Source organism: Providencia sp. Je.9.19 (assembly GCF_051129765.1).
Taxonomy (GTDB): Bacteria; Pseudomonadota; Gammaproteobacteria; order Enterobacterales; family Enterobacteriaceae; genus Providencia.
This window is the reverse complement of the sequence record NZ_JBCPSS010000001.1, coordinates 1,572,069-1,584,717: the sequence shown is the minus strand read 5'-3', so window position 1 is coordinate 1,584,717 and position 12,649 is coordinate 1,572,069. Positions and strand designations below refer to the sequence as shown.

Genomic DNA, 12,649 nt, shown 5'->3' with positions numbered 1-12,649 from the left:
GGCTACTCAGGTCACATACTAGTGTATGCTCCCTGAGATATCCTCGTTTGCCGCCTTGCTGTGAAACAAACTATTTAGAGGATAGATTTAGTATTAATTTGTTTTTGTTTTTTTAAGACAAAGACAATTATACACTAAGAAATTAATAGGGAAGTGATTGTTGGGTGGGTTAGATTGAAACCGTGATTAATTCCGCATTTTTGAAGCAAAAGCGCAATAAAATACGTAATAGCTAGGTATTATAGGGAAGTAAAAAGCGTCCATTGAGTATGAACGCTTATATTTAGGATGTATTAATTCATAAAAGCAGGGATCTTCTGCTCATATTCTTTAATCTGTTCGACATGTTGCAGAGTCAAACCAATGCTATCTAAACCATTCATCATGCAGTGGCGGCGGAAGCTATCAATTTCAAAATGATAGGTTTTATCACCGGCGGTGACAGTTTGTGCTTCCAAATCAACGGTAAACTGGCAACCTTCATGGTGGTTGACATAATTGAACATTTCATCAACTTGTTGCTCGTTTAATTTAATCGGCAATAATTGATTATTAAATGAGTTACCATAGAAAATATCAGCAAAACTGGGTGCGATAACGACTTGAATCCCAAAATCGGTTAAAGCCCAAGGCGCATGTTCGCGAGAGGAGCCACAACCAAAGTTTTCACGGGCTAATAAAATACTCGCGCCTTTGAAAACTGGTTTATTCAGTACAAAATCAGGGTTAGGTTTTTGACCTGCTTCATCAAGAAAACGCCAGTCATTAAACAGGTGTTGACCAAAACCGGTACGGGTAACTTTTTGTAAAAATTGCTTTGGAATAATCGCATCAGTATCAACGTTAGCTGCGTCTAAAGGAACCACAATGCCGACATGGGTAATTAACTTTTCCATTATTTATCTCCTTTAAACCTGAATATCACGAACGTCAGCAAAATGGCCATTAATAGCTGCCGCGGCTGCCATTGCAGGGCTGACTAAGTGTGTTCGACCAGCACGGCCTTGTCGACCTTCAAAGTTACGATTACTCGTTGATGCGCAGCGTTCACCCGGATTTAAACGGTCATTATTCATCGCTAAGCACATTGAGCAGCCCGGTAAGCGCCATTCAAAACCTGCATCGATAAATATTTTGTCCAAACCTTCCTGTTCTGCTTGGGCTTTAACAGGGCCTGATCCCGGAACAACTATCGCCTGAACCCCTGATGCGACTTTTTGCCCTTTGGCAATGACCGCAGCGGCACGTAAATCTTCAATACGTGAGTTAGTACATGAACCGATGAAAACTTTATCAATTTTCACGTCAGATAATTTAATACCTGATTCTAATCCCATATAAGCTAATGCTTTTTCTGCTGAAGCACGTTCTACTGGATCGGCAAACGATTCAGGAGCCGGAATCAATTGGTCAATGGCAATCACTTGTCCTGGATTCGTACCCCAAGTAACTTGCGGGGCAATACTATTCGCTTGGATAGTAATGGTTTTATCAAATTGGGCATCATCATCGGTTTTTAACGTTTTCCAGTATGTGATTGCGTCATCCCATAGCTGATCTTTTGGTGCAAATTGACGACCTTTCATATAATTGAAAGTTGTTTCGTCGGGCGCAATAATACCCGCTTTTGCACCTAATTCGATGGCCATGTTACAGACAGTCATACGGCCTTCCATGCTTAAATTTGTAATCGCTTCACCACAAAATTCAACAATATAGCCCGTACCACCTGCACTACCTGTTGTCCCAATGATCGCCAGAACAATATCTTTCGCGGTAATGCCAACCGCGGTTTTACCGACAACTTCAATTTTCATTGTTTTAGCACGCGCTTGTTTCAGCGTTTGCGTTGCCATTACGTGCTCGACTTCAGAAGTGCCGATACCAAATGCTAATGAGCCGAATGCACCGTGCGTTGCTGTGTGGGAATCACCACAGACAATTGTCATACCCGGCAAAGTGATACCTTGTTCCGGTCCCATAACATGCACAATACCTTGAAATTCATGATTTAAATCATATAAGGTAACACCGAATTCTTGGCAGTTTTTCATCAACTCTTGCATTTGAATACGTGCCATATCACCACATGCATTAATATCTTTAGTTTGCGTCGATACGTTATGATCCATGGTGGCAAAAGTCTTGCCCGGTTGATGTAATGGACGATTTTTAGTTCTTAACCCATCAAATGCCTGAGGGGATGTAACTTCATGAACCAAATGACGGTCGATATAAATCAGTGGAATTTCATTATCAACTTCACGAATAACGTGGGCATCATATAATTTCTGATATAAAGTTTTGGCCATGTTACACCTCTTCTGCAATATAGCGGGCAATGATATCACCCATTTCACTGGTACTGATTGAAACACCATCTCCCGCTAAATCACCGGTGCGATAGCCATTCTCTAAAGCTTTATTTACCGCTCTTTCAATTGCATCAGCAGCATCTGTTTGATTTAAACTAAATCTTAATAACATGGATGCAGATAAAATTTGTGCAATAGGGTTAGCGATGTTTTTGCCTGCAATATCCGGTGCTGAGCCACCTGCGGGTTCATACAAACCGAAACCGTCAGCATTTAAACTTGCAGAAGGTAACATTCCCATAGAACCTGTGATCATGGCGCACTCATCTGAAATAATGTCACCAAATAAGTTTGAACATAAAACCACGTCAAACTGAGAAGGTGCTTTAATCATTTGCATTGCTGCGTTGTCGATATACATATGATTAACTTCAACATCTGGATATTCTTTTGCGATTGTATTAACAACTTCGCGCCATAAAACCGAGCTCTGTAATACGTTTGCTTTATCAATTGAGGTAACTTTATTGCTGCGTTTGCGAGCTGATTCAAAGGCAATACGTGCAATACGTTCAATTTCATAGCGATGATAAATTTCAGTATCAAATGCATATTCATCGTCACCTTCGCCTTTACGACCTTTCGGTTGTCCGAAATAGATCCCGCCAGTTAATTCACGAACACAAAGGATATCAAAACCTTGTGCAGCAATGTCGGCGCGCAATGGACAAAATGCTTCCAACGCTTTATATAGACGAGCAGGGCGCAGGTTACTAAATAATTTAAAATGCTTACGTAAAGGCAATAATGCGCCACGTTCTGGCTGGCTATCAGGGGGTAAATGTTCCCATTTAGGGCCACCTACTGAACCAAACAATACTGCATCGGCGTTTTCGCAACCTGTTACTGTTTCTTCTGGTAAAGGTTTGCCATGGCGGTCGATAGCGGCTCCGCCAACATCATATTCTTTCGTTTCAATAGATATAGCAAAACGCTTGCTAATAGCATCTAGTACTTTGCTCGCTTGTGCCATAACTTCAGGACCAATTCCATCTCCCGGTAATACGGCGATTTGATAGCTCTTAGACATTGTTAAACAGCTTCCTTTGTAATTGATTGTGATTCTTGTTGGTTTATTTTTTGTTTTTGTTTTTCGACTTGTTCTGAGCGCCAGATACTATTTAATACATGTACCATCGCTTTTGCTGAAGATTCAACGATATCTGTTGCTAAACCCATCCCATGGAAACGACGGTTAAAGCATTCTACAACGATATCTACTTGACCTAATGCATTCTCACCGTGGCCTTTGGCAGACAATTGATAAGAAACTAATTTCATTGGGTAATTGGTTATTTTGCTGATGGCTTGATAAATCGCATCTACAGGACCATTACCGGTAGCCGCTTCGGAGATCTCTTTTTCGCCACAGTGCATTTTAACTGTAGCCGTGGCAACAATACTTGAGCCTGATTGCGTGCTGAAGTAATCCATAACAAAATGGTCAGTTTCATCTTGCTGTTTAGCGAAGAATGCCAAGGCTTCTAAGTCATAGTCAAAAACTTGGCCTTTCTTATCTGCTAAGCTTAAGAATGCAGTATACAATTCATCCAATTTAAAATCTTTGCCTTCGCTGTAGCCCATTTCTTCCATACGATGTTTAACTGCTGCGCGACCTGAGCGTGAAGTTAAATTCAATTGAGCTTCTTTTAAGCCAATGGATTCAGGGGTCATTATTTCGTAAGTTTCACGATTTTTTAACACGCCATCTTGGTGGATACCCGATGAGTGAGTAAAGGCGTTACTGCCGACAACTGCTTTATTAGCAGGGATTGGGGTATTACATAATTGGCTAACTAATTGGCTGGTACGGTAAATTTCTTTGTGATTGATATTGGTATGTACGCCTAACATTTGTTCGCGCAATTTAATTGCCATAATCACTTCTTCTAATGCCGTATTACCTGCTCGTTCACCTAAGCCGTTAATTGTTCCCTCAACCTGGCGTGCGCCTGCTTGGACTGCGCTAATTGAGTTAGCGACTGACATACCTAAGTCATCATGGCAGTGTACTGAAATAACGGCTTTATCAATATTGGGCACGCGATTAAACAAATCTTTGATAATGCCACCAAATTGATAAGGTGTTGTATAACCAACAGTATCTGGAATATTTACAGTGGTTGCACCTGCTTTAATTGCCGCTTCAACGATGCGGCATAAATGGTCTGGATCAGTACGTCCGGCATCTTCACAAGAAAACTCAACATCATCTGTAAAGCGGCGTGCATGTTTAATAGAGCCTACTGCCATCTCAACAATATCATCAAAAGTTTTGCGTAATTTCTTTTCAACGTGTAAAGCAGATGTCGCTAATACCATATGTAAACGGAAGGCTTCTGCAACTTTTAAAGATTCAGCAGCAACATCGATATCATTGATAACACAACGAGACAGTGCGCAAATACGGCTATTTTTGATTTCACTAGCTATGGTTTGTACAGATTCAAAATCGCCAGGAGAGGAAACAGGGAAACCTGCTTCAATAACATCAACACCGAGGCGCTCCAAAGCAAATGCAATTTGTAATTTTTCTTTAACTGATAAACTTGCCTGTAATGCCTGCTCGCCGTCGCGTAATGTGGTATCGAAGATGATGACTTGGTTGCTCATATTGTGTCCCTCATAGACTGAATATTATTTTTATTGAATCTGGTATGTATCGAGTTTGGTATTTATTTTCCCTTCTAATCCGCAGGCATAAAAAAACCCGCGTTTTGCGCGGGTTTTAATGTTTGTGGACAGTGTCTGTTATTTTCTGTCCATAAGCATACCGCGCATATTGGATGCGAGTAGTAGTAGGCTTAGTAGGCGGATAGAAAATGTCATTTTAACTGTCTCTCACTTAACGTTTAATTAATCTGTATTTATAGATACGTGATCTTAATATTAATGTCAATCTTAGATTTTTATCATAATTTTACAGAACATGAATGACACCCTTAGCTTAGCGATTGTGACTGATTTTCATAATTTTAATGCTGTTTTCATCTATATTTAACGGTAAAAATAAGGGTAAAATTCTTTTAGTGAAGTAGTGCACGTTATGTATTTATTTAATCTATTGATTTTGTTGTATTTTATTTGATTTTGTTCTTTAGGGAGTTGATGAAAGGTCTCTATAGATTAATTTAGGTAATGGCTTCAATTAAGTTAATTATCTAATAAATGAATAATTAAAAATTAATCCGATAATGAGTATGTTTAGCAAGCTAGAAAGATATTTATTATGATTTATTTCTTAAATTGTTTTATTATTTTACAGTGAGTTGTTATGGCTTAAATACGTTATTATAACTCATTACACTGATGAATGTTTTCGTTTTACGATGGTATCTATACTGTGAATCTAATTAATGGATAAAATAATATAAACGTCGTTTTAATAAATGCAGGGAAAGCGAAATAGCTTATCATCGATAAGCTATCTCAAGAATAATATTTAATGAATTTATCAATTCGTCAATGCTGTATTGATGAATTATTTTTTATTAATCAAAAATGATAAATATATTTAGTGGAGTATGAAATGACTGATTTTGAAACGATTTCAACAGCAAAAAAAGAAAGTAGCGATATTCATCTGCGTAATGTTGACTTAAATTTATTAACGGTTTTTGATGTTGTCATGCAAATGCAAAATGTGACAAGAGCAGCACAAGTGTTGGGAATGTCACAACCCGCCGTAAGTAATGCGGTATCACGTTTGAAATCCATGTTTAATGACGAACTATTTGTACGTTATGGCCGAGGAATTCAGCCAACTTCCCGCGCTAAACAACTTTTTGGGCCCGTTAGGCAAGCACTTCAATTAGTTCATAATGAATTACCGGGGGCCGGTTTTGACCCAAAACAAAGTGAAAGAGCATTTAATTTATCAATTTGTTCACCATTAGATATTCGTTTGGCGGCTATTATTGTTGATAAATTTAAAATAGTATCGCCGAATATTAATGTTTTTATTCATTCATTCTTAGATAACAATATTGCTCATCAATTAAAATACCAAGAGATAGATTTTTTTCTTGGCTATAATCAATTCGAAAAATCCGAGTATCAACATAATGTTTTATTTAATGATGAGTTGGTACTTGTGGTGGCAGATAATCATCCTCGAATTGGAAATACTATAACGCAAGATGAATTAATTAATGAAAGGCATGCAATCATGTCAATGGATAATATGGGATCTTTTAGTAAACCTTATTATTATAATACGGAACTATCACATACAGTCAGTTATCAAGGCACTGATTTAAGTAGTGTCTTAAATATTGTCGCTCAAACTGATTTAATGGCAATCGCACCTAAATGGCTTGTTGACCATCATGCAAACCAACTTCAGCTGCGATCAATTGATTTACCTTGGCAAGATAATACGCGCCCATGTTACTTGACGTGGCATGAGTCAACGGCGCGTGACAAAGGTCATCAGTGGATGAAAACACAGTTTTGTCTGATGATTTCCGCACTTTCTGAACAACAATAACGCTGCTTAGATTTGCAATAAGTTACTCATCATGGTGACGATCATGGTGAGTTTTGTAACTGACATAACATTTGCACAAAATTTACATATTATTTCTTTCCTAGGTTCTCTTAAATGGATACACTCCGGATATTCAGCTAACACATGTAAGCTGAAATAATTAGCTGGTTAAGTTATTTGTGAGTGCACCGAATGGCTTAAGTCAATAATGACCTATAGGAAATATACTTTGATTACTGAAAATCTATATCCATACCACTTGGTTAATCGCTTACGTAGCAGAATTGATGCGAAAGAGTCAGCGATCAGGATAGCTTTCAGTCAATGGGATAAAGGAACTCAGAGCGAACTGACTTGGGAAAAAGTGGGCGTACAGACATCCGCTATTGCCCGTCATCTTCTCGCTTTGAATATCGCGACTCAAGAAAATATAGGACTTTTTGCTCAAAACAGCATGAATTGGTCTTTAGTGGATTTGGCTGCTTTACAAATTAGAGCCGTTACCGTTCCGCTATATGCAACGAGTGGGGTTGAACAGTCTGCGTACATTATTAATGATGCAAACATTAAAGTTCTGTTTGTTGGCGCGCAAGAACAATATAGCGTTGCTTGCCAGTTACAGCCTTTATGCCCACAGTTGACGACTATTGTTGTATTAAATGATGATGTTGAACTTATAGATAGTGCGATTACCTCAATGCATTTATCAACATTTATGTCCTTGGCTGAAAATCAATATCAAGCTGAATTTGATGAACGCATCGCAGCGCATAATCTTAGCGATTTATTTACCATCATCTATACATCAGGCACAACAGGTGAACCTAAAGGTGTCATGCTTGATTATTACAACATGGCCGCACAGCTTTACCTTCATGATCATCGACTAAAATTAACGCCTGATGATATTTCCTTAAGCTTTCTTCCGTTGTCCCATGTTTTTGAACGGGCATGGAGTTTCTATGTCATGCATACTGGGGCATTGAACGTTTTTCTAACTGATACCAATTTAGTTAAAGAAGCTTTACTTGATGTTAAACCGACAGTGATGTGTGCGGTTCCTCGTTTTTATGAAAAAGTGTTCAGCGCAGTACAAAATAAAGTCTCAAAAGCCTCATTATTGCGCAGAACATTATTTCAATGGGCAATATCTGTAGGGAAGAACAAAATTAAAGCCCTTTCTAAGGGGCATTCTTCATCATTACTTAACCGTGCTTTTTACCCCATTGCTGATAAGTTAGTTTTGAGTAAAATTCGCCAAGGCCTCGGTGGGCGGATTCGTTTCATGCCAGCGGCTGGAGCTCGCCTTGATGATGATGTGATAGCTTTTTTCCTTGCGGCTGGCGTGAACATAAAGTACGGCTACGGCATGACTGAAACCTGTGCGACAGTTTCTTGCTGGGAAGAGGGGCAATATCCATTAGGTTCTATTGGAACACCGCTTTCGGCAATTTCTGTCCGTATTGGTAAAGACGATGAAATTCAAGTGAAAGGGCCTGTTGTAATGAAAGGCTATTATAATCGTCCACAGGAAACGCTTGATACTTTTACTGCTGACGGTTGGCTGAAAACAGGGGATGCCGGTAAAATTGATGCAAATGGTAATTTATATATTACTGATAGGCTCAAGGATCTGATGAAAACCTCTAACGGTAAATATATTGCGCCACAGGTTATTGAAGGCGTATTAGGTCAAGATAAATTTATTGAACACATAGCGGTTATTGCGGATGCACGTAAATTTGTTTCTGCATTGATTGTGCCGTGTTATGAAAGTCTCGAAGAGTATGCAAACTCAATTAACTTGAAATATCGCGATCGTCTTGAGTTACTAAAAGATTCGAATATTGTCGCATTATTTGAAAGTCGTTTAAAAGAATTACAAAAAAATGTTGAAAATTTTCATCAAGTGAAACGTTTTACGTTGCTTCCAGTTAACTTCTCTATGGAAAAAGGTGAACTGACACCAACGCTGAAATTGCGCCGGAAAATCATTTCTGAGCGTTATCAAATTGAAATTGAGTCAATGTATCGAGAGTAATTGCATTATAAAAGCCGGATATCACCACTTATCCGGCTTTTATTTGTGCTATTTTTGGCCTTTTAATAGTGATTTACCCTTCCTTTTACTTGATGTTTAGTCAATAAATCCATTTATTATTAATGATAAAGACAATGTGAAAAATTAACACACTTTGTACAGAAATGATGTTTGCGTCGTTTCAGCCAGAGCGATATGTTAATAGCCTTAATTACTGCGTTTAAATGATAAAAATTAAAGAGGAAATTCATACCTCTGTTAACTTGCAAAACTAGTCTGGAGACAAACTCATGGAGATGTTGTCGGGAGCTGAAATGGTCATCAAGTCTTTGATTGACCAAGGAGTAAAGCACGTGTTTGGTTATCCAGGCGGTGCGGTATTAGATATCTATGATGCACTTCATACTGTTGGTGGCGTAGAACATATTTTAGTGCGCCATGAGCAAGCTGCTGTACATATGGCAGATGGCTATGCTCGTTCAACGGGAGATGTTGGTGTAGTACTGGTCACATCGGGCCCTGGTGCAACAAACGCAATTACCGGTATTGCTACAGCCTACATGGACTCAATTCCATTGGTTATCTTATCTGGGCAGGTTGCAAGTTCTTTAATTGGCAATGATGCATTCCAAGAATGCGATATGGTGGGAATATCTCGACCGATTGTTAAACACAGTTTTTTAATTAAAAGTGCTGAAGAAATCCCTGAAACTATTAAAAAGGCATTTTATATTGCGGCGAGTGGTCGCCCAGGACCTGTGGTTATCGATTTCCCAAAGGATACGGTTAATCCTGCGTTTAAATTTCCTTATCGTTACCCTGAATCTATTTCTTTGCGTTCTTATAATCCGACCTTACAGGGACATAAAGGACAGATCAAAAAAGCGTTATCTAAATTAGTCGCGGCAAAAAAACCGGTATTTTATATTGGTGGCGGTGCGATTAATGCAAGTTGTACTGCTGAAATCATTGAACTAGCGGAAAAATTACAATTACCTGTTGTTTCAACTTTAATGGGACTTGGCGCTTTTCCTGAAACCCATAAGCAGTCCGTCGGTATGTTAGGTATGCATGGTACTTTTGAAGCAAATAAGGTCATGCATAATTCGGATGTGATTTTCGCGGTAGGCGTGCGCTTTGATGATCGCACCACTAACAACCTAGAGAAATACTGCCCAAATGCAACTGTTATTCAAATTGATGTCGACCCAACGTCAATTTCGAAAACAGTTAATGCGGATATTCCGATTGTTGGTGATGCTAAATTAGCATTAAAACAAATGATTGGTCAGTTGGATCAATCGTCGTCTTCACAAGATCTGCAAGCGTTGGCAGATTGGTGGAAAGATATTGAAGATTGGCGTCGCCAAAAGTGTTTGAGCTATGAAACAAATCCAACCAAAGTTAAGCCTCAGCAAGCGATAGAAACTATTTATCGTTTAACGAAGGGGGAGGCCTATGTCACCTCCGATGTTGGTCAACATCAAATGTTTGCCGCACTTTACTATCCTTTTGATAAACCGCGTCGTTGGATTAATTCAGGGGGGTTAGGTACGATGGGGTTTGGACTACCCGCTGCGCTTGGGGTTAAATTAGCACACCCAGAATCAACGGTCATTTGCGTGACGGGCGATGGCAGTATCCAAATGAATATTCAAGAGCTCTCAACCGCATTGCAATATGGTTTGCCAGTGGTAGTGCTTAACTTGAACAACGGTTTTCTTGGCATGGTAAAACAATGGCAAGATATGATTTATCAAGGCCGTCACTCTCAATCTTATATGCAATCTTTGCCTAACTTTATTAAACTTGCCGAGGCTTATGGCCATGTAGGGATTTCAATTCAATCTCCTGATGAGCTTGAAGAAAAACTAAAACAAGCTTTGGTTGAAGTGAACGAAAATCAACGTTTGGTATTTGTTGATGTCAATATTGATGAAACAGAACATGTTTATCCAATGCAAATCCGCGGTGGTGCAATGGATGAAATGTGGTTGAGCAAAACACAGAGGACCTGATCATGCGTCGTATTTTATCCGTACTATTAGAAAATGAATCAGGTGCATTGTCTCGTGTTATTGGCCTGTTTTCTCAACGAGGTTACAATATTGAAAGCCTGACGGTAGCACCGACAGATGATCCAACATTGTCACGAATGACCATCCAAACCAAAGGTGATGCTAAGGTTCTTGAGCAAATTGAAAAGCAATTGCATAAATTGGTCGATGTACTGCGCGTCAGCGAACTAACAGCCTCTGCGCACATTGAGCGTGAGATTATGTTAGTGAAGTTACAAGCTTCAGGTTATGGTCGTGATGAGATAAAACGCTGTGCTGATATTTTTCGTGGACAAATCGTTGATGTGACGCCCACGCTTTATACCGTTCAGCTAGCGGGTACAAGCGATAAACTGGATGCTTTCCTTGAAGCTGTTCGTGGCGTTGCTGAAATTGTTGAAGTTGTCCGCTCAGGGATCGTCGGTGTTTCTCGTGGTGATAAAATTATGCGATGAAAAATTTATCATCCAAAGGTAGAATACAGTTGTGTAAAGCCCCGAATGACTCGGGGCTATCCCCAATATGGTAAAGAGGTTAACGTGAAACTGGATGAAATAGCCCGTTTAGCAGGTGTTTCCCGCACAACGGCTAGTTATGTGATCAATGGCAAAGCCAAGCAGTATCGAGTCAGCGATAAAACTGTTGAAAAAGTGATGGCGGTCGTCAGAGAACACAATTACCATCCAAATGCAGTAGCTGCTGGGTTGCGCGCGGGCCGAACTCGTTCTATTGGGTTAGTTATTCCCGATCTTGAAAATACAAGCTATACCCGCATAGCGAATTACCTTGAAAGACAAGCGCGTCAGCGTGGCTATCAGCTTTTGATTGCTTGTTCAGAAGACCAACCTGATAACGAAATTCGCTGCGTTGAACATCTTCTTCAGCGTCAAGTTGACGCGATTATTGTTTCCACTGCATTGCCTCCTGAACATCCGTTTTATCAGCGCTGGGCCAATCGTTCATTACCTATCATTGCACTTGATAGAGCACTTGAAAAAGAACACTTTATTAGTGTTGTGGGTGATGACCAAGAAGATGGATTTATGATTTCAACTGAGTTGCGTAAATTTCCAGCTGAATCTGTATTGTATCTTGGTGCGTTACCTGAGTTGTCAGTCAGTTATTTACGTGAACAAGGTTTTCGTAATGGATGGAAAGGTGATCCGCGGGAAGTCGATTACATTTATGCTAATAGTTATGAGCGTAATTCAGCTGCTGATGTGTTCGCAAATTGGCTGGATAAAGGCAATGAAATGCCGGATGCATTATTTACGACCTCATTTTCTTTATTACAAGGTGTACTCGATGTTGCCTTGAAGCGCAATGGGCGCTTGCCTGAACATATGGTAATAGCAACCTTTGGCGATAATGAGCTACTTGATTTCTTAGGTTGTCCTGTCCTTTCTCTGGCACAACGTCATCGTGATATTGCTGAGCGCATTTTAGAATTGGTTTTAGCAAGTCTTGATGAGAAACAAAAACCAGAACCGGGTATTACTCGCATTCGTCGAGATTTATGCCGCCGCGGAAGTTTAGGTCGAAAACAATAAAAAAATCGACGTAACTTTGTGCATTCAAAAAAAACACGTTGAATAATTAGTGATGTTGATCACGATTATTAGTAATATATCGGCCCCTACTGAGTAGGGGTCTTTTTTTTTCATGCTAAAAATAGGTAAATATTTAA

At 39.4% G+C, this 12,649-nt stretch carries 9 protein-coding genes; 5 read left to right on the top strand and 4 right to left on the bottom strand.

Going from position 1 to position 12,649, the window contains the following annotated elements:
- Window positions 1-293: 293 nt before the first annotated feature.
- From leuD to leuA, 4 genes are read right to left on the bottom strand one after another with little or no spacing between them, the layout of a single operon-like run.
- Entirely contained in the window at window positions 294-896 is a 603-nt protein-coding gene (leuD, locus tag AAZR93_RS07250) for a 3-isopropylmalate dehydratase small subunit (protein ID WP_434719375.1), read from the bottom strand.
- A gap of 12 nt (window positions 897-908) precedes the next feature.
- On the bottom strand, window positions 909-2,312 hold the full coding sequence (gene leuC / locus AAZR93_RS07245) for a 3-isopropylmalate dehydratase large subunit (protein ID WP_434719374.1): 1,404 nt from the start codon (window positions 2,310-2,312) through the stop codon (window positions 909-911).
- A gap of 1 nt (window position 2,313) precedes the next feature.
- On the bottom strand, window positions 2,314-3,405 hold the full coding sequence (gene leuB / locus AAZR93_RS07240) for a 3-isopropylmalate dehydrogenase (RefSeq protein ID WP_294102603.1): 1,092 nt from the start codon (window positions 3,403-3,405) through the stop codon (window positions 2,314-2,316).
- A gap of 2 nt (window positions 3,406-3,407) precedes the next feature.
- A complete protein-coding gene (gene leuA / locus AAZR93_RS07235; RefSeq protein ID WP_434719373.1) occupies window positions 3,408-4,988 on the bottom strand; it encodes a 2-isopropylmalate synthase in 1,581 nt (526 codons plus the stop codon).
- Between the two features lie 916 nt (window positions 4,989-5,904).
- Between leuA and leuO the strand changes: the two genes are divergently transcribed.
- From leuO to cra, 5 genes are all read left to right on the top strand, one after another.
- Complete coding sequence (gene leuO, locus AAZR93_RS07230) at window positions 5,905-6,864, top strand: transcriptional regulator LeuO (protein ID WP_294102608.1); 960 nt, start codon at window positions 5,905-5,907, stop codon at window positions 6,862-6,864.
- 208 nt (window positions 6,865-7,072) lie between these two features.
- The gene (locus tag AAZR93_RS07225) at window positions 7,073-8,905 is read left to right on the top strand and encodes an AMP-dependent synthetase/ligase (RefSeq protein WP_434719372.1); all 1,833 of its coding nucleotides are present in this window, start codon (window positions 7,073-7,075) and stop codon (window positions 8,903-8,905) included.
- A gap of 290 nt (window positions 8,906-9,195) precedes the next feature.
- Entirely contained in the window at window positions 9,196-10,923 is a 1,728-nt protein-coding gene (ilvI, locus tag AAZR93_RS07220; RefSeq protein ID WP_336428697.1) for an acetolactate synthase 3 large subunit, read from the top strand.
- Between the two features lie 2 nt (window positions 10,924-10,925).
- Entirely contained in the window at window positions 10,926-11,417 is a 492-nt protein-coding gene (gene ilvN / locus AAZR93_RS07215) for an acetolactate synthase small subunit (protein WP_336428699.1), read from the top strand.
- 84 nt (window positions 11,418-11,501) lie between these two features.
- Window positions 11,502-12,512 (top strand): catabolite repressor/activator, encoded by a 1,011-nt coding sequence (gene cra / locus AAZR93_RS07210; RefSeq protein WP_434719371.1) that lies wholly within the window; start codon window positions 11,502-11,504, stop codon window positions 12,510-12,512.
- Window positions 12,513-12,649 lie beyond the last annotated feature (137 nt).

Coding starts and splice junctions, on each gene's coding strand:
- leuD (WP_434719375.1), bottom strand. CDS start 896: ATGGAAAAGTTAATTACCCATGTCGGCATTGTGGTTCCTTTAGACGCA.
- leuC (WP_434719374.1), bottom strand. CDS start 2,312: ATGGCCAAAACTTTATATCAGAAATTATATGATGCCCACGTTATTCGT.
- leuB (WP_294102603.1), bottom strand. CDS start 3,405: ATGTCTAAGAGCTATCAAATCGCCGTATTACCGGGAGATGGAATTGGT.
- leuA (WP_434719373.1), bottom strand. CDS start 4,988: ATGAGCAACCAAGTCATCATCTTCGATACCACATTACGCGACGGCGAG.
- leuO (WP_294102608.1), top strand. CDS start 5,905: ATGACTGATTTTGAAACGATTTCAACAGCAAAAAAAGAAAGTAGCGAT.
- AAZR93_RS07225 (WP_434719372.1), top strand. CDS start 7,073: ATGACCTATAGGAAATATACTTTGATTACTGAAAATCTATATCCATAC.
- ilvI (WP_336428697.1), top strand. CDS start 9,196: ATGGAGATGTTGTCGGGAGCTGAAATGGTCATCAAGTCTTTGATTGAC.
- ilvN (WP_336428699.1), top strand. CDS start 10,926: ATGCGTCGTATTTTATCCGTACTATTAGAAAATGAATCAGGTGCATTG.